The 22,764-nt window shown below is 45.3% G+C and carries 20 protein-coding genes and 1 tRNA gene; 10 read left to right on the top strand and 11 right to left on the bottom strand.

What is annotated here, in order from left to right:
* Nucleotides 1-27: 27 nt before the first annotated feature.
* Nucleotides 28-393: an Mpo1-like protein gene (locus AC5EF3_RS03000; RefSeq protein WP_493546974.1), complete on the bottom strand. Its 366-nt coding sequence runs from the start codon at nucleotides 391-393 to the stop codon at nucleotides 28-30.
* Between the two features lie 221 nt (nucleotides 394-614).
* Between AC5EF3_RS03000 and AC5EF3_RS02995 the strand changes: the two genes are divergently transcribed.
* The 4 genes from AC5EF3_RS02995 (at nucleotide 615) to AC5EF3_RS02980 (ending at nucleotide 5,172) form a co-directional block, all read left to right on the top strand.
* The gene (locus AC5EF3_RS02995; RefSeq protein ID WP_493546973.1) at nucleotides 615-2,849 is read left to right on the top strand and encodes a TonB-dependent siderophore receptor; all 2,235 of its coding nucleotides are present in this window, start codon (nucleotides 615-617) and stop codon (nucleotides 2,847-2,849) included.
* Between the two features lie 3 nt (nucleotides 2,850-2,852).
* Nucleotides 2,853-3,428, top strand: coding sequence for a hypothetical protein (locus tag AC5EF3_RS02990; RefSeq protein ID WP_493546972.1), 576 nt, complete (start codon nucleotides 2,853-2,855; stop codon nucleotides 3,426-3,428).
* Between the two features lie 3 nt (nucleotides 3,429-3,431).
* Nucleotides 3,432-4,895 carry a PepSY-associated TM helix domain-containing protein gene (locus AC5EF3_RS02985; RefSeq protein WP_493546971.1) on the top strand — a complete coding sequence of 488 codons (1,464 nt, stop codon included), beginning with the start codon at nucleotides 3,432-3,434 and terminating at the stop codon, nucleotides 4,893-4,895.
* Between the two features lie 200 nt (nucleotides 4,896-5,095).
* Nucleotides 5,096-5,172: transfer RNA gene (locus tag AC5EF3_RS02980), tRNA-Arg, on the top strand.
* A gap of 28 nt (nucleotides 5,173-5,200) precedes the next feature.
* Here AC5EF3_RS02980 and AC5EF3_RS02975 read toward each other — a convergent pair.
* The 5 genes from AC5EF3_RS02975 to AC5EF3_RS02955 form a co-directional block, all read right to left on the bottom strand.
* Complete coding sequence (locus tag AC5EF3_RS02975; RefSeq protein ID WP_493546970.1) at nucleotides 5,201-7,303, bottom strand: putative bifunctional diguanylate cyclase/phosphodiesterase; 2,103 nt, start codon at nucleotides 7,301-7,303, stop codon at nucleotides 5,201-5,203.
* A gap of 199 nt (nucleotides 7,304-7,502) precedes the next feature.
* Entirely contained in the window at nucleotides 7,503-8,456 is a 954-nt protein-coding gene (locus tag AC5EF3_RS02970; protein ID WP_493546969.1) for a Gfo/Idh/MocA family protein, read from the bottom strand.
* A gap of 73 nt (nucleotides 8,457-8,529) precedes the next feature.
* On the bottom strand, nucleotides 8,530-11,442 hold the full coding sequence (locus tag AC5EF3_RS02965) for a patatin-like phospholipase family protein (protein ID WP_493546968.1): 2,913 nt from the start codon (nucleotides 11,440-11,442) through the stop codon (nucleotides 8,530-8,532).
* Nucleotides 11,442-12,782, bottom strand: a complete 1,341-nt coding sequence (locus tag AC5EF3_RS02960) for a hypothetical protein (RefSeq protein ID WP_493546967.1) — start codon at nucleotides 12,780-12,782, stop codon at nucleotides 11,442-11,444. Before AC5EF3_RS02960 ends, AC5EF3_RS02965 begins: the two co-directional genes overlap by 1 nt.
* A 114-nt stretch (nucleotides 12,783-12,896) precedes the next feature.
* Nucleotides 12,897-13,325, bottom strand: coding sequence for a VanZ family protein (locus AC5EF3_RS02955; protein WP_493546966.1), 429 nt, complete (start codon nucleotides 13,323-13,325; stop codon nucleotides 12,897-12,899).
* A gap of 180 nt (nucleotides 13,326-13,505) precedes the next feature.
* Between AC5EF3_RS02955 and AC5EF3_RS02950 the strand changes: the two genes are divergently transcribed.
* Nucleotides 13,506-14,417 carry a tetratricopeptide repeat protein gene (locus AC5EF3_RS02950; protein WP_493546965.1) on the top strand — a complete coding sequence of 304 codons (912 nt, stop codon included), beginning with the start codon at nucleotides 13,506-13,508 and terminating at the stop codon, nucleotides 14,415-14,417.
* A 16-nt stretch (nucleotides 14,418-14,433) separates the two neighbouring features.
* Nucleotides 14,434-15,096 carry a hypothetical protein gene (locus AC5EF3_RS02945; protein WP_493546964.1) on the top strand — a complete coding sequence of 221 codons (663 nt, stop codon included), beginning with the start codon at nucleotides 14,434-14,436 and terminating at the stop codon, nucleotides 15,094-15,096.
* Between the two features lie 2 nt (nucleotides 15,097-15,098).
* On the opposite strand, the gene AC5EF3_RS02940 is transcribed toward AC5EF3_RS02945, so the two are convergent.
* Nucleotides 15,099-15,677 carry a thymidine kinase gene (locus AC5EF3_RS02940; RefSeq protein WP_493546963.1) on the bottom strand — a complete coding sequence of 193 codons (579 nt, stop codon included), beginning with the start codon at nucleotides 15,675-15,677 and terminating at the stop codon, nucleotides 15,099-15,101.
* 152 nt (nucleotides 15,678-15,829) lie between these two features.
* Between AC5EF3_RS02940 and AC5EF3_RS02935 the strand changes: the two genes are divergently transcribed.
* Nucleotides 15,830-16,828 carry a hypothetical protein gene (locus tag AC5EF3_RS02935; protein WP_493546962.1) on the top strand — a complete coding sequence of 333 codons (999 nt, stop codon included), beginning with the start codon at nucleotides 15,830-15,832 and terminating at the stop codon, nucleotides 16,826-16,828.
* Here the strand turns inward: AC5EF3_RS02935 and AC5EF3_RS02930 are convergent.
* The 4 genes from AC5EF3_RS02930 to AC5EF3_RS02915 all read right to left on the bottom strand — a co-directional run bounded on the left by AC5EF3_RS02930 (nucleotide 16,825) and on the right by AC5EF3_RS02915 (nucleotide 19,832).
* On the bottom strand, nucleotides 16,825-17,244 hold the full coding sequence (locus AC5EF3_RS02930; protein WP_493546961.1) for a hypothetical protein: 420 nt from the start codon (nucleotides 17,242-17,244) through the stop codon (nucleotides 16,825-16,827). The two genes, AC5EF3_RS02935 and AC5EF3_RS02930, sit on opposite strands and share 4 nt — an antisense overlap.
* A gap of 94 nt (nucleotides 17,245-17,338) precedes the next feature.
* The gene (locus AC5EF3_RS02925) at nucleotides 17,339-18,436 is read right to left on the bottom strand and encodes a MaoC family dehydratase (protein WP_493547091.1); all 1,098 of its coding nucleotides are present in this window, start codon (nucleotides 18,434-18,436) and stop codon (nucleotides 17,339-17,341) included.
* 78 nt (nucleotides 18,437-18,514) lie between these two features.
* Nucleotides 18,515-18,862 (bottom strand): ArsC/Spx/MgsR family protein, encoded by a 348-nt coding sequence (locus tag AC5EF3_RS02920; protein ID WP_493546960.1) that lies wholly within the window; start codon nucleotides 18,860-18,862, stop codon nucleotides 18,515-18,517.
* A 76-nt stretch (nucleotides 18,863-18,938) separates the two neighbouring features.
* Nucleotides 18,939-19,832 carry an HpcH/HpaI aldolase/citrate lyase family protein gene (locus AC5EF3_RS02915; RefSeq protein ID WP_493546959.1) on the bottom strand — a complete coding sequence of 298 codons (894 nt, stop codon included), beginning with the start codon at nucleotides 19,830-19,832 and terminating at the stop codon, nucleotides 18,939-18,941.
* Between the two features lie 161 nt (nucleotides 19,833-19,993).
* Between AC5EF3_RS02915 and AC5EF3_RS02910 the strand changes: the two genes are divergently transcribed.
* From AC5EF3_RS02910 to AC5EF3_RS02900, 3 genes are all read left to right on the top strand, one after another.
* A complete protein-coding gene (locus tag AC5EF3_RS02910) occupies nucleotides 19,994-20,470 on the top strand; it encodes a GNAT family N-acetyltransferase (RefSeq protein WP_493546958.1) in 477 nt (158 codons plus the stop codon).
* Nucleotides 20,467-21,342, top strand: coding sequence for a bifunctional hydroxymethylpyrimidine kinase/phosphomethylpyrimidine kinase (locus AC5EF3_RS02905; protein WP_012778127.1), 876 nt, complete (start codon nucleotides 20,467-20,469; stop codon nucleotides 21,340-21,342). Before AC5EF3_RS02910 ends, AC5EF3_RS02905 begins: the two co-directional genes overlap by 4 nt.
* Nucleotides 21,343-21,428: 86 nt before the next feature.
* Nucleotides 21,429-22,601: a serine hydrolase domain-containing protein gene (locus tag AC5EF3_RS02900; protein ID WP_493546957.1), complete on the top strand. Its 1,173-nt coding sequence runs from the start codon at nucleotides 21,429-21,431 to the stop codon at nucleotides 22,599-22,601.
* Nucleotides 22,602-22,764: the final 163 nt, after the last annotated feature.

Genomic DNA, 22,764 nt, shown 5'->3' with positions numbered 1-22,764 from the left:
AAATCCAAAAACAGCAATTAATAATTCCTAAGTTTCAGAAACGTTATCTGCAGGCGCATCAACAATGCCAGCAGCCATTAATTGTGCCGGTAATTTACCAGTCAACCAACTAAAAAACATCTTGTAATCCCCCATCAAGGACCATACCGGATATGTAAATGTCGCTGGCCTGTTTTTCTCGATTTTAAAATGAGCAAACCAAGCAAAGCCATATCCGCCTAGCGGGGCTGCAATCAACCAAAAGGGATTTATAAAAATTGCCGCTATTACAGCAAGGATAGAGAAAAACGTACCGACATAATGCAGTTTACGGCAATCAGGATCTGAATGCTCAGTGAGGTAATATGGATAGAAATCTGCAAAGCTAGAAATACGCACATCTGGTTTTGGCATATCAAACCCTCCCTTATTTTTTTCATTCTAACCTGTCTCAATTACATAGGATGTCAACTTTGGGATAATCTGGAAGCTCCAACCACCGACCGTATACAAGGATGATGGAGCAAAAAATCCGTTATTCACCACAATTTTACCAGTTGGTTCTCGAACTTTCCGCGCTCATCACGACAGTAAATTTCCAGCATAAATAAATTACCCACCAGATGAGAATGAGAATGCTTTACAAGTTCAGTGAGCAAGTGTACGAACTCCTCGAAATTAAGAATGCTTATCATTGTCAAGGTTACATTATGCTCAAATACGGACTTTTAATCACTTCAGCACTTGTCGCTATCAGCCCAGTGTGTGCGCAAACGACAAAAGCAGATGAAACGTCTGTGCAAGAAACAGTTGTTGTTACCGGTACGCCTTCAATTTTTGGTGCGACTAAATCTGAAATACCCCTTCTAGAAACACCTCGCTCACTATCCATTATTACGGCAGAGGAATTTCTTGATCGCGGTGCTTTGTCTTTAAGCAATACGCTAAACTACACAGCCGGTGTGACTGGGAATGCATTTGGATATGCAACACGCGGCGATTTTACCAGTATTCGCGGCCTTGACGCACCAGAATACCAAGACAACCTTCAAGTTCTATTTGGTAACTATAACAATGCACGCGCAGACATATACACATTAGATCAGGTCGAAGTTCTTAAAGGACCAGCATCTGTTCTTTATGGTCAAGCGGCTCCCGGTGGTATTGTGAGTACTATATCTAAAGTCGCCGGTGCCGATAAACTCGGTAAAGAAGTCGTGCTGACTGCTGGAACAGATAATCGTCTACAAGCATCAACTGATCTTGGCTTTGATCTATCTGGCGATGGCAAATGGACTGCGCGCTTTGTAGGTCTTGTGCGTGATAGTGAAACACCAATTGATTTTGTCGAAGACAATGCAATCGTGCTCGCGCCATCTCTAACTTACACAAATGATAAAACCACGCTTACGGCACTGATCAACTACACTGACCGTGAAAGTGATACATCTTCACAATTCCTACCTTTGGCCGCGACAGCGTGCGGAAGTAGCGACGTGACAATTTCACTGGCGGATGTGTGTGCGGGATCAACGGGCCAGGAGGTTGACCCATCTGTGTATGTAGGCGACCCAAACTTCAACAAATACAACACTGAAGCGACAACGATTAGTCTAATCGGAACACACCAGATCAACGATATTTTCACGTTTGAAGGCACAGCACGCTACCGTGACAATGAAGCAGATTATGATCAAACTTGGATTTCTTTCCTGGGTGCCGGCACGCCAAGGGTTTCCCCTGATGGAGTTGCATTCGGACGCACTTGGTCAAGTTCTGACGCTGGTTCAACACAATATGCGTTCGACGCGCGTTTGCGGGCTAAATTCCAAACCGGTGCAATTGCGCACGAAATTCTTACAGGTGTGAACTATCAAGATGTTGAATCATTCAACAACTCAGCTTCTTTCTACGCTCGTCCAACAACATTCAACATATTTGATCCAGTGTATGATGGTTCAGAAGTACCAACAATGGCCGAGTTTGATGCCGCAAGAACGCTGGCAGAAGATGCAACAAAGGCAACAGATGTTTATCTGACAGACTATATGTCTGTTGGTAATCTTATTGTGAATGCTGGTGTGCGTTTCTCCGCTGTTGAATCCAATGACGCAGCGAGCACCCAAGATGACAATGAAACACCGCTTACATTAGGTGCATTATACAAAACGAACATTGGGCTAAACCCATATATTAGTTATGCAGAATCATTTCGTGCGACAATCGGAACTGATATCGTAACAGGTACATCCTTGAAGCCAAGAAAAGGAAAGCAATCTGAAATTGGTTTAAAATACCAACCAATTGGCAGCGCAAGCTATGTGACAATTGCTTATTTTGATCTTGAAGAAGACAATTTGGTGGAGTACGTCGCGGGTGGTCGCACACAACCAGGACTAAGCATTGAAACAACAGGTTTCGAATTAGAAGCCCTGCTAAAAGTGAATGCATTCGCTTTCGACTTAGATCTACAAAAACTTGATTCGGAAAATGTGGATGCAAATGGCGTCGGCACAACACGTCCAAGTTTGCCGGACACAACTGGATCAATCTGGGCAAGTTGGGAACCTGAAGATGGTGCCCTTGAAGGGCTCCGCATTGGTTTAGGTGCGCGATATGCTAACGAAAATGAAAGCAATGGAATTGCTTATCCAGCATCTGCTGGATTTGCGCCAACACCAATTCGCGTCGAAACCGATGGATATACAGTGTTTGATGCCCTTATCGGGTATGAATACAATGATCTGGACTTTACCCTCAATGTTCGTAACCTGACAGACGAAGAGTATTATGCAACATGTCTGGCGCGTGGTGATTGCTTCGTCGGTGAAACTCGTTCTGTTGTGGCAAGTGTAAAAAAACGGTTCTAATTTATGATCCAAGGTTTGGCATTGAGCGGATTTGCGCTCATTTCTCTGGCCTGCGGCATTTTCATGCTGCAGGCCGCTTGGCGTTCGAAAGAAAGCCGAGCAAAAGAAATTCTCGTCGGATGGGGGCTTGTTTTAGCAGGACTTGTCTTCTTTTCATTTAAGAATGGACCAGAAAAAGGCATAGCGCTGGGCTTGGTCGGAATGGCGATATTCGCGCTAGCTTTCTTAGCGTGGCAATACATTCAGGCAACACCCAAAGCGGCCAAAAGTACATCTGAGCGAATAGCCGAAGTAGATAGGGTCAATTGGACAGTCATTTTACGACGCTCGCTTGTGTTTGTGATGATCGCATTTGTGGCAGGTCTTGCAGCATTGTCTTTATCAACTGGCATATTTTCATTGTTGAATTCTGTTGGTGCAGAGCACACTGCCAACCTCGTAACGGTAATGATTTTATTCCCCCTGCTATGGGCTGGATTGGCCGTTATTATTGGTGCGGACAAGCTGTTATGGCGGAAGAGTCTGATCACATTGGGAACAGGTCTAATCCCCTTGGCATATATGATGGTGGGAATGTAATTCATGTCTAAAAGTATTTGGCCCAAGGCTTCCAGTGGACGCGTCGCAAGTTCATTGCAAGCCCATATGGTACTCGCATTGGCCGCAGGTGGATTAATTTACATCCTTGCAATAACAGGCACCCTTTCAGTTCTGAACCGCGAGTTTCAGCGCTGGGAGCAACCTTCTGCGCCAGAAATGACACAAATCTCACCAGAAGCAGCAGCAAAAGCTGCAAAAGCAGTTTTCGAAAGTGAGACTCCTTCCACAACGCATCTTTATATCAATTTCCCGCGACCAGATTTACCTCGCACTGTGATCTCCACTGATACACAAGCTTTTTTTGCGACAGAAACAGGAGAAGTTGGCGAAGCTGAAAATTTCCCGTGGACGCAATTTTTACTTGACCTGCACTATTATCTACACTTGCCACATATCTTGGGGCTAACAGTTGTTGGTGCGCTCGGAGCAATCCTTTTAGGTCTGTCTTTATCTGGTTTCTTGGCGCATCCGCGTATATTTCGTGATGCATTTACTTTCAGGCGCGGTGAAAGCCGAATAGCAAAAGCAGATCTACACAATCGCTTAAGCGTATGGACAGCACCATTCCATATTTCCAACGCTTTAACAGGGGCAATATTGGGCTTGGCAAGCGTGCTTGCTTTTGCAATTGCTGCAGTCGACTTTGAAGGCGATACTACAAAAGTATTCTCACCTATTTTTGGCGAAGAAGCGCCCATGGATGAAACATCCAGCAATATTAGCGATATCGCTAAGCCTATCGCTTATGTGCAAGAAAATTATCCAGACTTAACGCCAACTTACTATATCCATCATGATCCCGGCACAGCCGGACAGCATGTCTCTGTGATTGGCTGGCATTCAAATCGTCTGATTTTCGGAGAATATTACAATTTCAATTCCAACGGCGAATTTGAAGGCGTAACCGGCATGTCCAATGGAACACTTGGTCAACAAATAGCAGGCTCCATTTACAATGTACACTTCGGCAATTGGGGCGGTACATGGGTCAAGATTGCATATGTTATATTTGGGTCAGCGCTTAGCATTATCACAGCCACAGGCTTGAGAATTTATTTCTCTCGTAGACGCGACCAAGGCCGCCCAGCACCTATATTAGAAAGTATGTGGTCTGGCTTGGTATGGGGGACACCATCAATCCTAGCCGTGTGTTTAGTGTTCAGCCTGGCACTTGGTTGGGAAGGTTCATCTTTGGTTGCAACATTCTGGCTTGGACTTTGCGCAATTATATCTGTAGCAGGCTTTCGTCCATCTATTGATTGGTCTCGCTTATTGCAAATGAGCCTTACATTCTCATTGGTTTTAATCGTGGTTATTCATGCACTGACCAATAGTGCGCATATAATGAGTGCTGCATCATGGCCGATTTCAGGTGCAATAATTGCAATTGCAATTCTGGTCGGGTTGAAAAGTTTTTCCAAACCTAAACATTCCGTACCTGTTTAGATTTTTAAGGGGACATCGGCCTAATTATTTGGCCATTGTCCCCTTTTGCAAATTTTGCGTTTCTTGCTCAACAATACCAAGAAGTTGACGCAAAGCATTTATAAATCAAACGGTTATTAAATTTATCAGCAGAAGGAAAGATCCGCACATATATACAGCGCTTGCGTCTTTCGACCTTCATCTGATACCAACAATGACTTGGCCCTGTAGCTCAGCTGTATAGAGCAGCCGCCTCCTAAGCGGCAGGTCGCAGGTTAGAGTCCTGCCAGGGTCGCCATTTTGAACAATTAGGGTATGAGACGCCCCTAACCCCGCCTCGTTTCTAATTTGACCATAGAAAAAAGATTATCAGACGGTCCCGCAGCACTTTTTACTGAATGCGTATCTGCAAAATCAAGATTGTGCTCAAACGGAACTTCACGGCTAGGTTTGTGCAACAAGAATCCCTGAATTGCATCACAACCTTCTTCTTGCAGTATTCTCAACTGATTTTCAGTCTCCACACCTTCGGCAAGAACCGGAATGGACAAGTTTCTGCCAAGTGCCAGCACTGACCGAAGAAATGCTTTAGCAACGCTACTTGTTTCAATTTCATCCATGAAAAAACGGTCTAATTTAATCTTATCAAATGGGAATGAACGCAAAACTTCCAAAGACGAATAGCCTGTTCCAAAATCGTCAAGCGCCACTTTAACGCCCAATGCTTTGATCTGACGCAGAACATGAACCGACCGCTCACGATCTTCAAAAATGGCCGTTTCGGTCAATTCAATCTCTAGTCTATTTGCAGATAGGCCCGTGTCTAAAAGTATCTCATGGATACGTTTTGGCAAATTCGGCTGCATTAATTGCATTGGCGATAGATTAACTGCGACTTTATATGGCTTTTCCCAGAGAGCAGCTTCTTTACATGCTTGCTTCAAAACCCAATCACCCAATTGAATAATTAACCCATTCTCTTCTGCAATAGGAATAAAAAGAGCTGGCGATATTGGCCCTTTTTCTGGGTGGGTCCACCGCAATAAAGCTTCAAAGCCTTTCAATTCGCCCGTTTGGACATTTGCCTGCATTTGGTAATATAGCTGCAATTCATTTTTCAAAATTGCCTGTCTAAGGTTTCTTACCATTTCGCGGTGATGACGCACCACATCATCCATGTTGGCGTCATAATAACAAATAGAGTCAGATGCGTTAGACTTCGCACGACGCAGCGCTAATTCAGCATTGCTTGTCAATTCGTCGGCGTAATGTCCATCTGTTGGGCAACAGGCTATGCCTATAGCAAGATCCAATTCAATGGACTCTTCTTCCACTTCAATAGGGATTTCTATTGAATCCTCTACTTTTTGAACGAAAGCTTCCAGTTCATTTGCACTGTTATACACTTTAACCGCAGCAAACTCATCTTTACCTAAACGCGCTATATACTCTCCCGAACTCAATGTCTCTGACATCCTGTCAGCGAACGTTTTGAGCACAACATCTCCAACCGAATAACCCAAAGTGTCATTGACCACTTTAAATCCATTGATGTCGATATATAAAACCGCAAAATTTGATAGCGGATTTGTTTCAAATCCAGCCAGCGTGTTTTCTATGTGCTCACGAAAACTTCTACGGTTTGGCAAGTCCGTTAGTGGGTCAGTCGCCACCAAACGCTCAATTTCTTGATTGTTTGCTTCACGCGTACTGCTATCGATAACAAAACTCACCAACCCAGTTACTAGGACAAGAAACCCACCTGCCGCCGTGGCCATCGCCATACCGTAAAACGCATCCGTCGACATAGGCATGTCACTCAGGTTAAATGGAATGATGTTGATGGCAGTCATAGCAGTGAAATGCAGACCAACAACAGCAACTGTAAAAGCCGCTATCGAGATAAGTCGCTTGCTCATGAATTTATATTTGGGGAAATGACCAAAAGTGGCTGTACAAAATACCACAGGGATAATTATCGATGCAATCACATAAGTCGTATTCCATTCTACGACACCATCAACGCGATATGCCGCCATTCCAAGATAGTGAATACTAGAAACGACCAGTCCAATTGCTCCACCTATGACAATAGAAACATTCTGCTTTCTCATTTTCGTCGCTAAATATATCAGCGGGCTCATCAATGTCATAGGAATAAGCAGCGAAACCATTGTCAGTATAACGTCGAATCTTACTGGTATCTCGGCCTGGTATGCCAACATTGAGATAAAATGCGTACTCCAAATAGAAGCACCAGTCGCTATTGAGGTCAGAATACTCCACGCAATGCGCGCGTGCGCAACAGAAGCACAGCTTCTTCTGAACAAATTAACAACAGTAATAGCGCCGACCACACACATAATTGCAGCCATTAAAACCAGACGCAAATCATGCTCAAAAATAATACAAGAAACAACACTAATCATGTGAACAACGAAGCCTGAAAATAAAATTACTTTACTTCCCGTAATACATTAATATTAAAGCCTCATTTAATAACGTATTGAATTTAATGGGTTTCGTTAAGGACTGTATACCATTTTGCTTATTTTGGCAGGAATCAGGGCCTACATTGACTACCTAAAAATCCTCACCTCAAAAAAATAAATTATCTGATCTAGACTGTTATTGACCCAATATCTGATCACACACCCAAGCAGTGCGGCACCCACTTTGAGCTAATGACGGATGCGTAGCTTGGCCCTTCATGTGTAAGACCATCTGCTCTACATAGTGTTTCTGAATGTGATCGGGATGAGAAATATCATATGTTTTGACGCCTTCACGCGTGACGATCCGTACAGGTTTATCTTCAAAAACAGACACGCAAATCTTTCCGTCAACACAGATGATTTCGATATCATCATCTTGCTCAAACCCAGCAAAATTCCAGTACCCACTGCCTGTTACTCCACTTTCGTGAATCCAGCTCGCTGCCACTGAATCTGTAATCGTGCTATTTAACTGCTGACTGGCTATGACACCGCTGGCGATGTTAATTTTCCCAAGATAATGATCGAGCAAATCTAAGCCATGACACGCCAAATCATCAAACAAGCCACCTGGAGCTTGGCTTGGTTCAATTCTCCACCCCGCATCCAGCCCAAACCCTTCAGGCCGCGTTAGTGACCATTGAACATGGCGAACTTTACCCAATTCTTGGCGCTCTAAAAGCTCTTTTACTAGATCAAACCGAGGCAAAGTTCGGCGATAATACGCCACGAATAAAGGTTGATTTACAGCTTCAAATGCTTTTGCCATTTCTAAGGATTGCGAATAATTTAAAGCCAACGGCTTTTCGACAGAACACGGCTTGCCACTTTCCGCAATTTTCATCGCAAGTTCAAAGTGCGTTGCAGGTGGAGTCGCAATGTATACCGCATCAATGTCTGGAGAATTTATCAATTCTTCAGCTGAGTTGAACACAGTTTCAATGCCGTGTCGCTTGGCATAATCTTCAGCCCGAGACAATGTGCGCGATGTCACCCCGTGGATAACAGACTCATTCTCTATACGATAAGCAGGACCACTTTTCTTTTCGGTAACATCCCCGCACCCAATCATACCCCATCTGATCATCTTCCAGTCCTCCATCTATGCTGATGCATGGAACTAGCTGATGACACCGCTAGACACAATGACGAATACCTACTTAGTTTGAAGCTTGGAATTTACACTTGCCGAAATTTTCTGAAGAATAATCGTCACGCACATAACATTGCAGGCCTGTACGCATTCTCTCAACATGAGCATCCACACGCTTCAAGATTGTCGGCCCTGTTTCTCCAAGCAACCAGCCAAGAGGCAAACGCACACCTACATCTTCAACATCAGCTGCGAATTGTAAAGGCGAGCGCACCCATAGCAAACGCGGCGTGTTTGTTTGCTCGTCAATATCAATCCAGTTTTCAAATTCAACGTCTTCATCATAAATAAGTTTTTCGCCATATTCAGCTTCTGTCACGTCCAAACCAACATCTGCCAGCCAACCATTTAAATATCGACATCCCATTGGTGCCGTGACGCGCCCTGCACCGCTTTCACATAGACGTTGAATAGGTACGTCTCCATGCACGCCGCGTGCAGCCAAGAAAGCTTCCGCGGGTGTTGCAACTTCATAGAATGGACTTAGACGTGTATCTCGGGCCTTACCTGCATGACCTCTGTGTACAACATGCAAGACGATAACCGGGCGCGAACAATTGCGAAACGCACTGACACCGCCATTTCGAGCAGCCTGTACGTCACTTTGACATTGCGCTTGATCTTGCTCTCTCAATAGCTTCAAAGCAGCCTGAGAAGATGCAGCACCTGAATTGTCAAAATATCCCCCATCAACATAAAGTCCAATTCCAGCCTCTTTAGGACTGTCTGCGCTGCCTTGCTCCGCCCTCTCCCCACAGGCATCTAGCTCCAAACGACCGGGCGGGCTGACCAATGGGAAACGTGCTGAAAGGTGCGCTGCACTTGCCAAAGAAAGGCTTTCACCGCCGCACATTTTTTCAAGCAAATTCGTCATGCCATAGATAGTTTCACTGGCTGCCGCTTCACCCTCAAGAGCTTTTAATTTGAGCGACACGTTAGAAACAACAGCAGGACGACCTGACTTTGCATCGAATGTATTGAGAAACACAATCGGCCCAGCTTCAGCAACATTGGCTTGTTGATTAGCTGCTTCAACGACATTTAAAAACGGTGCCGCAAACCAGTCTCCATCATATCCTGGAGCGAGTGCTTTTTGTGTTTTTTCGTGGCTACGCCGATCTCCCATCATTCGATAAGTCGATATAAATGCATCCTCAAACAATTTTGCGCGGTCAGCTATTCCGCAATCAAACACGACACAGATAATTGAAATATCTTGCGGTAAATCTCTAAAGACAAGTCCCGCCAATGCTGGAGAGAAAAAGTCTGCTTGTAAAAACTCGGAGAGGTTACGAGCTGTCATATTCTCACTTGCTTTAAATTCTCCCTGTCGTTTAGAAAATTCAAAACCACATCGCTTATCTAACCACTCGTCTTGTGAAATGAATTCAGAATTTCTGGCCATTCCATCTGCACGAGCTGCCAGATAACTACCAACACCGACAGCTCCGCCCGACACACCAGACATCGAAAATACATTGTCGTATAATTCACCGCCCAGTGTTTCATCCAAACAGGATAAAAGACTTGCTGTATGTAATGCCGCGCGTATTCCGCCCCCTTCCGCTAAAACAACAATAGCGGGTGCATCACTTGGTCGACTTTCTCGCCACAGCCTTACTGCATCTGCCATGCTTGGCAGGTCAGCATGCGTTGGAAATTGCATGTCGACTTTGCTCGCCAACAAAGCTTCAGGCTCTGTCACAGCTACGTTATGAAATTTCACTGGCCCAAGAACGGGTCCCAAGCCCATCAAAAACACAACAGCAACAATCGTTGGAAACCCATGATAGTGAGATGCCAATATAGCGAGAAAAGTGAAAATGCCCGCGAGTAGACCAACGCTTGCTAAAAGCGTAAACACTGGCCCGAACATTGATGCCATCGTGCCGGGAATAATTAGAAAAAGTGCTGCCATTCCCAAAGACACCAGCAGCAGCACCGCCATCACCCAATTATGCCACCGCCGAAACACAATGAATTGATGGAAATTCGCATAATGTCGACGCACGCTCACACGATGCACAAATTTGATCACACAAACCGCAGACCCTAGAGAAAGTGCTGTTAATATTGTACCCGTTCGTGCTGCCTGACGTCCCGCTGCTTCTTCAATCATGCCACCAGATTGTATGATGGCAATGATCAACCAAACTATTGGGGCCAATACATAATTCCACAACAGCATGATCAAAAATAGAGATAACAAAACTGGGAAAAGATTGAGAGCAAACCTCTCAATAGGTCTGGAAAAATTTATAATTCGATGACGAAAAAAATACCCAAACCCATCATATGTCGCTGAAATCACAATCGCAATTACGAGCGTGACAAGCGCCATATCCAAGTATTTTCCAGCAATGAGGAATCCATCAAACGGCATGCTATACATAATTGACGGATCACGACCTGCGACATCAACAAGCGTATTCACATAGAAAATAAAGAAAACAAGAGGCGTAAGTAACGCGACAATAAAAGCTATAATAAACCGGAGCTTAAGCAGAGGGTTAGCCCGCGTCGAAAAAGGGTAATCACGCGTAATCGCTCTTAAACACACTTCATGCAGCGATATGGCAAACCAAGTTAGGGCCAAAGCTGTAGCCATCGGCCGTAAAAAAGCAATTTGCCCAGAATAGGTCATAGCAAATTTCGCCGCTTCACGCCCTTGATCGGTACCAAATGCGACAGCACACACAAAAAGGTTGGCGACAAAGAGCGGCCAGATTGGTCGAATAATATTCCAGACTGTTAGCCAACGGCTCCAATATGTAGAACGCTCTTGATCAAACCCCAAATCTCGTGATGCTTTTAGCTTTGCACGTAATTTCAATGCCAGCCTACGCCTTTGGCGCACATCGACCGACGAAATTTGGTCGGTCTTCCCGGAACTTAATGTCTTTTCAAACTCAACGGCCATCAAATACCACCCGAAGAGTAATCATCCGCTTCATGTGTGTGAGTATCGACACCGGAAACCGCGACATTGTTTAATTGTGGTATCCTTTTCAGCGCCTTTTTGATTAAACGCCGATCTTCAACTGAGTATGCCAGCAGTACAAAGCGATCGATAAGGCAATCAGGGTTTGAGTCAAAAAACTGCACAGCATGCAATAATAATGAATACACATTTTTTTGCGCGACTTCTGGATTAGACCCCACACCGAGGAGAGGTGTAATAACACTCGCAAGACGGTTGTGTCCCCGCCCCATCCAACTCAGATTATAGTCTTGTATTTTATAAAGCGCTTGCGTCAGGCACACACCAACATCATTAACTGGAACATAGCCACACCCGGGATCATCTCCATTGACCTTAACTGCCGCCACGTGAACAACCTTTTTGACGAAATGCTCACTGCGCAATTGCCCCTTGCATGATGTCATCAAGGCAGCACCGGGTGGCACATCCTCACCTGTCATCGCCTCGGCGAGTTTACGTCGAATATAATCATCAGACCGCTTGCCGCCATGAGACCATTGTGAAGACATATGACGGATCGTACCTGATATTGACGTATCAAAAACACGCGCCATTTCCATATGGGTATTTTCTGGATTGATCCACACATCAATATTCTTGACGAGTCTTAAATCTCCGACTGCCACGTTAAACCTTGGTGGACGAACATCAGGCCGGTTATGCAATGGCTTATAGCTAATTTCTTCATATACTGGCTCTTTCCCTGCACTATTGGGAGAGCCTCGCAGGTCAGTGCGCAATGCACTCAAACTAGCATAGACATCGCTGACATATTTTCGGCTAGGATTACCTTCAACTGCGGCCAAAACTTCTGCATACAAAATAGCCTGAGCATTCACGCGCCCATGGTCTGATCCTGCATTTATCACCATAGATCCGATATTAAAGGGATAGTTTACCGACTTCTCATCAAGTGTAACAGCAATGGCTGGGTTTGGTGTCAGTGACTGACGAATAGAAAAAGCTGATACTACTTTAGCATCCAAAACGCCTTCCAATGTGCTCACATCAGCAATGACAATATCAGCAAGGTGCAACATTCGGTAAATCGCTTCATGCTCTACCAATTCATCTTCAAGAAGATCGTTGAGAAGAACAACTTCCACATGTCTTTGGGTGCGCTCTTCAACACGCAGGATCGCTGGCCCAACGGTATCAACGAGAAATTCGTCAAAGCGCGCGCGACCTTCTGGTGAAAAAGGAGCAATCAGAACAACATCGATATTATCGGTATCAAGGTTCAACAACCCAGATTTCGCCTGCTTGTCGTCGGCCATGCGTCCCACCAGCCTTACTAGTTTACACGATACTGAGTACCATATTAACCATCAAAGCGTGTCACACAAGAATTTAAATTGCTTGCAATCAGGTGAAACACCGGCGCACTCAAATTATTCTGCCGCAAACGCCTCATTCTTGGACTGTTTTTGACGATAGCGACCATATGCACGCCGTGAATAAAGCACTAGCAATCCTGCTAGACCTGCCCCTAACGAACTCGCTATAAAATCAAACAACGACGCTTGGCGCCCTACTCCGCTGGCATGCTGTGCAAATTCCATCCCGGCAGCCAATGCAATCAAACTCATGCATATAAAGCCAAGATACCGCCGTGGTAAAACAATGCCTGCAGGCAGCGCCATTATCGCAAATGCAACAAAATGAAGGAATTTATCTTGATATGGTATTTCAAATGGCATGAATGCCGAGCTTGGATCACCGGGGGACAACATCCCCCATGTAAAAAATGCCACAAGGCCACCGAAAACTGTTCCGGCGGCAAATAAGATGAACTGAGGAAGTGTGCGTGAAGAAATCATGCCATCTTATGCCACACCAAATTTGATTATTTTGTGAAGATCACTGTGAAAAATAAAACCAATTAAGCTTTAAGAACACATTTTTGCCAGCATAAGCAGACATACGCATATATCTCACCTGAATCAGCAAAATCAGGTGCTATTAAGATGGTTCAACGCCGTCAAAACGGGAGGCCGCTAATGGTTGACACAATACGAACAGCAATGATTGCCCTCAGCATCTCCGCGATGTTGACTGGCTCGACAATAGCGCAAAACGTTACGCCCGTTCCAACAGAAACTGATTCCGACATACCTGAATCTTGCATTCTGGCATTTGATGAACCGCTAAAATGGGTAGATTGTGCTTCCGAAGCAAATCCCGGCAGCGAAGCTTCAATGCTTGCCTATTCCAATCTAGGTGGACAAGCATATTTCAACGAAGATTATCAGTCCGCCGCACGTTTCTTTGATCTAAGTACGCCTGCCGATGGCGGCAAAGAACAGCTTGACGCTTATGCCCATGCCCTGCGAGCCAGCACTTATTGGCGAACGGGACAAGATTCCAAAGCGCGCAATCATGCTGAATTTGCTTATTATTGGATAAAGTCTGGAATTTTAGGTAACGCAAGCCAGATCAAACTGGATGACGAATTGCTTGAACCTGTGCTGGAAATTCTAGTCCCCGTCACGTCACACCTAAACACACCAAACGCCAATGAGATACTAAAAAAATATCAGTCCTTACCCATTAGTTCCCTGATGGATGCAGCGCGTCGCGCAGGCGTTTTATCTAATATCGAAGAATTTGACGCTGCTTTGATATATTCTGCCAAAGTCGTGACCGGACAACCAGACAACCCGCTATTTCTCAGCAGCCATTGCCTATTGCTGACCCGCATGGGGCTTGCTGATAAAGGTTTGCCATTTTGCGATGCCGCCTTGGAAATAGAACCTAAAAATCCAAACACGCATTTCAACAAAGCAATAGCGTTTGCGACACTTGGAAAATGTGACGAAGCATGGGATGCACAAACCAAAGCGCAGAACCTTGCACCCCGCCACCCATTATACGACAATATTTTGGAATGCGACCCAGCGCCAAACGAATAATATGATCTAGGATTCAATGTCAGTATTTAGAGTCATAGGGATTGCCGCAGCCGCCCTGTCGGGTGGGGCAGCCCTAGCGCGCAACCAGCTAGATAAGACCATCGAGAAAAAAATCGATGCCAAGATTGAAGAAGCACAACAAATTGCCCTCGGGGATTTGGAAGCGCAGATCAAAACAATTGTCGGCGAGCAATTATTAGGTTTTGTTCAAAACCTAGCTTTTAAAGCCTGTTTTATTGCCATTCTTGTCGCCCTGTATTTTTTAGGAATTTTCGACCGTACCGCACTAGGCTATGTCATCACTGCCGCGCTTGGTTTATTTCTAATCCGAGATATTTGGGCCCTTTATCCCACTGCTGCACAATTATGGAATTTAAGCCGCCGCCATAAATGGAATTTATTTCAAGCTTTACGCGAAATGGTCGCCGCGAATGTATTCGACCAAGCCTATGAACAAGTAATGGATCAAACCAAAGACGCAAAAGTAAAATATTGGATTGCACTTTCACGCTATTCCCAAGAAGACATTTCACAACACATTGCCGATGCCATATCTCAAATAGCAGCAACGGCCAGCGTTCCAATTGTACGCACCCATGCTGGCCTCGCATTGGGAAAAGCTGCAACGATGCTTGCAGTTTATTCACTCACGCTAACGTGGGTCATCATATATCTATAAAACTATTGAGCAGCCCGCTGCATTTCATCATCCCAATGCTTTCGGCATAGTGAAACATAATGAGATTTCTCAATATCAACTTGCTCGCCGCTATGAAACACCCCGCCCTCTGCATTTTTGCGAACAACCATGGTCGCCTTTGAACCGCAAAAACAAATCGTTCTAATTTCTCTTAAGTGATCTGCAATAGCGAGGAGCTGTGCGGCACCTTCAAACAGCTCACCCTTAAAATCTGTCCTTAACCCATAACACATCACTGGAATATTCAATCGATCCGCAATTCGCGCCAATTGCCAAACCTGCTTAGATGTTAAAAACTGCACTTCATCGACAAACACACAATCGAGTTTTCCTTTTGCATGCTCGATTTTCGTTATCTCAAAAACATCCGAGTCCGCGTCAATAAGTGTGGCATCAGCACTTAGCCCAAGTCGGGATGAAATAGCGCTATCGCCAGCATAAAGCGAAGAAGTAAGAAGCAATGTCCGCATTCCGCGTTCGACATAATTGTGGGATGCTTGCAAAAGCAAGGTGGATTTTCCCGCATTCATAGCGGCGTAGTGAAAATAGAGTTTAGACATTATTTTTTCGCGTAATTTCAGAATCAAACAAGCTTAACCACCTTATGGATTTGATGCTATTGCAATCTTTATTGTCTAACCCTCAAACACAACGTAAGCTTGTCTCTAAGGCTCAAAAAAGTCCTAAATGCATGATGGTGAGGGGAATTAGCATGACTAAAATCTCATTGGATCTAGACCGCCTCCTAAAAGAAGAAAAAATCTCGCAACAAGAGGCAGACCATCTTTTGTCTCTTAGTGATGGCAAAAAAAGAGCTGGCCTTTTTGCCAATTTGTTCATGATTTTAGGCGCGATTGCCGTCTCAACAGGCGTTTTAGCCCTGCAACCCTCCGCTATTGTTGGACTCATACTCGCAACAGCCTCATTAGGGCTGGGCTATCATCTATTCCAGATTAAATCTGAAGAATGGCGCATATTATCCCACGGCCTGATCGTCATTGGCTGTCTAGGTTTAGCGGGGTGGACGGCTTGGCAAAGTCAAGAAGTTTGGCCAGACAAAATGAACTGGCTCCCTCAAATTGTAGCACTTCTACTTTTCACTGGTGGAGCCGCTTTCTTCAAACAACCATTTCTTGCAGCCCTTGTCCCTCTCGCCTTTGGTTCACTTATAGGCTCAGGTACAATGTATTGGCATGCGAGCTACGCCATTTTTGTCCGCGAATGCCTTGTCACAATCATCGTGTTTTCAGCGATTGCAGGTGGATTATATTACTGCCGGGAAAAACTGCATAAAAAATGGCACAGCGTCACAACTATGGCTGCGCGAGTTTCATTTTTCATGATCAATTTTGCTTTCTGGGTCGGCTCGCTTTGGGGAGATTATGTCTTCGAACTATGGGCGAGTGATGATGGATGGCGCGCCGCGCAAGCTTGGCGAGAACAAGCGTTACATGTCCCTGAATCTGTCTTTTCTATTGCTTGGGCAATCTTTCTGGGTGTTTGTATCTGGCTCGGCACAAAAGATTATAGGCGCTTCCTCGCCAACACAGCCGTCACTTTTTTAGCGATACATTTTTACACGCAGCTTTTTGAAACCTTCGGCGCAAATCCGATCGTGTTAGTTACATCAGGACTGACAATGCTTGGAGCCGCTTTTGGCGTGACGCGTTTTGATCGGTGGCAAAAAGAACGGATAGCAAAAACAAACTAGCTTTTGTCTTTCATTAGCATTGTCGTCGCGCCCCAACCCGCCAACTGATACAAAAGCGCAAAAAATAGGAACATATTCAACACATCTCCCACAGAACCGTAGGGCCGCCACAACAGAGATACCACAGAAACTGCTAAGGAAAGTGCATCCAGACGCACATTTCCCATCAAATGACCCGTGAAACGACGCGCCCGAACCACCTCCATACGTGTTACATGGAAGATCCCATCCAAAGTTGGTGGTCCGAATATATCCTGAAGCCCAGCACGTTTGATAATACCTGTTAAATCTCGAAGATGATCTGCGCCTGCGTAATTTTCATCGACCGCTTTCCACGCCGCATCGGTTCGTATGATACGGACAATGGCCGATAGGAAGATAGCAATCGCTATCGCGGCAACGGAAAAAGAGTCCATAAAACAACCTTGTAGATAAAATGCAAAAAGCGATTGATCAGCCTAACCTTGGGATTAATCGCTTTGCAATCAAGATGTTTAATTTATAGATTGATTAGCCACGTTTGGGAATTGCAGCCCAATAATCAAAATCAAGAATAACATTCTCCTGATATTTCCCGTCTTCATCCTTATACGGAAAGTCAGTACACGGTTGATTTTTTGTCGCCACCAAACGCAATCTCAACGCACCAAAACCTTGAGAAATATCAGCTTTATCAATAACTTCCGACCAAGCATAAACCGTATCACCGGCAAATAGCGGATTAGCATGCGCACCCGCGTTTATAGCTAATATCTGCGCTGCATTCGCCAATCCATTAAACGCAATAGACCGCGCCATAGAAATTGCCACCCCCCCATAAACAAGGCGCTTTCCAAAACGTCCCTGTGCTTGTTCATGCTGGTTAAAGTGCACTTTGGCAGTGTTTTGATACAAACGAGTCGCGATCTGGTGTTCAGCTTCTTCCACGGTAAAGGCGTCATAGTGGTCAATTTTTTCGCCGATAGTGTACTCTTCATACGCATGCGGGCTGCCAGCTAGCTCATAGTCCCAATCTTCTGCATCCATCATTGGAGCCACAAGATTTTCCGCATCCACACTAGCTGGCAACTCTGGAATAACGGCTTCAGGAGCGGGTGCATCAAGATCACGTTTCTTGACCATCACCCAGCGCACATATGTCAGCACCAATTCATCATTCTGGTTCACGCCAGATGTGCGCACATACACAACACCGGTTTTACCATTGGAATTTCCTTTAATACCGATGACTTCCGATACGGAACGTAGTGTATCACCTGGATAAACAGGCGCGACAAACATTCCGTCCGCATATCCAAGATTTGCAACTGCATTTAATGAAATATCAGTGACAGTTTTCCCAAAGATGACATGGAAGGCTAAGAGCGGATCTATCGGTGCAGACTCGAGCCCGCAATCCTGCGCAAACCTATCGGCTGAAAAAAGCGCATAACGACTACCTGTTAGCCCTGTGTAGAGTGCGACATCGCCTTCCGTGACCGTTTTTGGTGTGGCGTGCACGATCTGCATACCAACGAAAAAATCCTCAAAGAAATTACCTGCATTCGCTTTCACTTTGGATTTAGCTTCAACCTTATCGGCGACTTCTTTTCCAAAAGCACCTGCCATGGCATCTTTGAGTGATTGGTTCATATCTCTTCTCCTGACGCATTACCCGCTTTATAGCGAACAGCGTTTTTTAATATTTTAGATCAATTCCAGCATTTTTTCGATCGGACGCCCTAGGCGAGCTTCGTCACCTTTGATCAAAATTGGACGCTGAATAAATTTTGGGTTTTCAGCCATAGCCGCAAACATAGCATCATCATCCATGTCAGGATCGAGGCCCTCTGCCTGAATATTTTTGGGACGCGCAAATGCCTTGGGGGAAACATTGCCAAGCTTTTTGGCAATATCTCGTAATTCTTCCACTGATAATTGCTCGGAAACATTCATATATTTCCGCAATTTTGGCTCGATTCCGTTTTCCTGCAGAAGAGCGAGACCGTTGCGACAAGTTGAACAAGCTGGATTGATCAGAAGAATATAGGTCATTTCATTCGTCTTTCTTATACACGGCGTAAAGCCAACCAAAGATTTGGCTGCAAACTAACGCCGCTTTCGCAACTTGCTAGTCCTGTGCAAGCAATTGAATCGCTTTATCTACTTCAATGAGGCGCTCAGCTTCAACCAAATGAAGAATTTCTGTCATTTTTCCATTTACCTTAAGCACACCCTTGCCCGCATTTTCTGGATCAGCAAAAGCAGCGATAACATCTTTGGCCTGAGTTATATCTGCTTGGGAAGGCGAAAACACACTATTACATGCCTCAACTTGAGCTGGATGGATCAACGTCTTTCCATCAAATCCCATAACGCGCCCCTGCTGACATTCAGCCTCAAAACCCTCAGCATTTTTGATGTCATTATAAACACCATCGATCGCAGTGACGCCATATGCTCTGGCAGCGGTAACAGCTAAAGTCAGATGTGTTTGAAAAGCCAATCGGTCAGGCGTCATTAATGCCCGCATATCCTTGGCAAGATCATTCGTTCCCATGACAAATGTTTTGAGACGCGTTGTTTCAGCGCAAGCAGCGATTTCCTTTAGATTGAGAATAGATAACGGCGTCTCAATCATAATCCAAAGCGCGAAATCATCACTTGCCCCAGCTTCCGTCAAAGCATCATTCAACGCATGGACTTCGACAGCAGATGAAACTTTAGGTGCTAAAATACCATTGGGACCAGCAGCCACACCCGCAACCAAATCATCACCGCCCCATATCGTATCAAGGCCGTTCATACGGATGATAATTTCGCGCTTGCCATATCCACCTGATTTCACGGCTGTGCATACACGATCGCGTGCTTCAACTTTAGCATCTGGCGCAACGGCATCTTCAAGATCGAGCAGCAATGTATCGGCTGCAATGGTTTTAGCTTTTTCTAAAGCGCGTTCATTCGCGCCCGGCATGTAAAGGCAAGACCGGCGCGGTCGTGAAGTCGTGAATGGTGCTGACATTGTTTTTATCCCTTTAGAGGGTCCCGTATATTTTTTTCTACAAACTAGCAGAAAATTGTGCGGTGCAGCAAGAGGTGATTTTCAGCTTATCATATTCACCCTATCAAGATGCCATTTTTTTCAATATTATCACCCATCAAAATTCAACCAAGAGATAATAAATGGCATACACCATAGAAATTTTGCCAGCCCCAAAAGCAGACCTCGATGCTGTGGGTCAACTAATCTATGACAGCATCCATGCACTAGCCGGCACCCATTATTCTCCAGAACAGCTAAACGCATGGGCACCCAATCCATATGCAGGAGAGCGTGCACGCAAACGATTTGGTGATCAGCTTTTCTTTATTGCGTCTGATGATGACGGCATAGCTGCTTTAATGACACTCACGCCCGAGCACCATTTAGATTTTGCATACGCACACCCGCGCAGCGCTGGAAAAGGTGCTGCCGCACAAGCCTATTCATCGTTAGAAACATATGCACGCTGGCAGAATATCAATGCCATCACATCTGATGTGAGTCTGGTTGCTCGTCCATTTTTTGAAAAGCGAGGTTATAAGACGCTTGCCAAGCAACACCCGATCGCAAATGGTGTAGCATTAATCAATTTCAAAATGCGCAAGGAATTTTCATGACACAAATTCTGGTCATCTCGTCATTTGTTGCGGCTTCTAGTGTTGGTGGCTCTATTGCACCAGCAACTTTGGCGCATTTGGGAATTGATTGCGCCCTTGCGCCAACAACACTCCTTGGTCGTCACCCTGGATTAGGTTCGCCCGGCGGTAGCGCAGTTCCAGCCGATAGGCTCGCCTCTATGCTGGAAGGCGTGGAGGCACATGGCGAATTTGCACGCTGCCGAGGCGTCATCACTGGCTATTTTGCTTCTCCAGATCAAGTGCATGTGGCTGCGGCAACAATTGATAAAGTACGCGCGACGACTCGCCCCGAATCAAAAGCGTGGCTTCCCCCTACCGATGCGAGGATTGTTGTGGACCCTATTATGGGAGATTCGCATAAAGGGCTGTATATTCGCGAAGACACAGCCAACGCGATTAAATCTGAGCTAATACAGCGCGCGGATTTGATTACACCCAATCTATGGGAATTTGCTTATCTTACGCGCACCGACATTAATGTCTTACGTACACCTGAAGATGTCTGGAAAGCCTGCCAAGGCCTGCCATGTGATGTCATGGTAACATCTATTCCAACTGAAATCGGTCTTGGTAATCTACTGATAGAGCGAAAGCACAATTCAGCTTGGCTTTGTGAAACTCCCAGACAAACTGGCTATATTCCTAGCGGAACGGGTGATTTAGCAACTTTGCTTTTATCTGCCTATCTATGTGAAAACCATGAACCTAAAGAATCCCTCGCACGCGCAATCGGCGGCACGGCTGCAATAATTGAATCCGCTGTCACGCAACAACTAAAAGACCTGCCAATCGCGGCATCTGGCGATGTTGTTCGAATGCCGCCCAAAGTTCAAATCAAGCGCCTACACTAGTTACTCAAACATCACATCAACGCTTGTTGTTTGATACTTGATGAAAAATACTTGACGCAGCCTGCAATGCATTGAACGAAGCAGATATGACAGATAACATCACTGGATATGTCGCGCCCGGCTTTGAAGCCGTTCAGGACGCGTTTGAGCTGAACTTTGCGGATGCGAGAGAAAGATCTCCATCAGATCTGCAAGATTTAGGTGCTGGGTTCGCCGCTTATATCGGAAATGAATTGGTTGTAAATTTAACGGGCGGATGGAAAGATCGTCGCAAGAGCATTGCTTGGACACAGGACACACTTGTTCCCGTATATTCAACAACAAAACCTATTTCCGCGCTGACAGCTTGTATGGAATTATTCGACAAGCTGGAAAACCCCTATGAAACTCCAGTTGCTCAAGTCTGGCCAGAATTTGCTGCCCAAGGGAAACAAGACGTCACGATTGGCCAGATGCTGTCTCACCAAGCGGGCCTTCCCGGGTTCGTCAATGAGATAAATCCCGATCTATGGTTTGATAGCCATGCACTTGCAAATGAACTTGCTAATACAGCACCGATGTGGACACCCGGAGATGGGTCTGGATATCACCCGTTGACGTGGGGATACCTGATTGCAGAACTCGTCTGGCGCGTATCAGGTAAAACGCTAGGCACGCAATTAAAGAACAAGATCACAAACGCTGATGGTGCTGATCCAAATAAAGAAATCATTGATTTTTGGATCGGAACACCTGTCAGCGAGCATGAACGCGTTTCTGAGATTGTGCGCCCGACCAAAGCACCCGAATTGGGCGAGCTAAATGAATTTCGCAAAACGGCCTTTTTGACCAAATGGGCCTCGCCTAATCGCGGCGGATCTGAATGGCGTACAATGGAAATTCCATCAGCCAATGGTCACGGAACTGCTAAAGCGGTAGCACGGCTTTATTCTGCATTCGCGAATGAAGGCAATATTGGCGATAATCATATCATTAGTTCTGAGGGGCAGTTTGAAGCTTTCAAACAACGTCGTTCATTCGGCCAAGACCGCATTCTTCCCTACACTATGGAATTTGCGGCCGGTGTGATGCGCAATAATAATCGCATTTATGGACCAAACATTGATACACTCGGCCATGCTGGATGGGGTGGATCTATGGGCTTTGGTGATCCAGACCGCAATTTGTCAGCGGCTTATGTGATGAACCGACAATCCAACCAATTGCAAACGGATGAACGTTCACAACGCTTGATCAGCGCACTGTATGGGTGCTTGTAAAACACTTTTGTTGAACTTCCCAATTAGGACCAGACCTTAAAGTCTGCCATTGGAGTGCAAGTGAATTAGAGGAAACGCTAAATCTGTACCGATTAGAGACACCTCTTTTCAAATTGGTATGGAAATTTCGATTTACACGTTTATTTCGCTCAAAAACACGCAA

The organism is Hirschia sp. (assembly GCF_058892565.1).
This window is presented reverse-complemented; position numbering and strand designations above follow the sequence as displayed.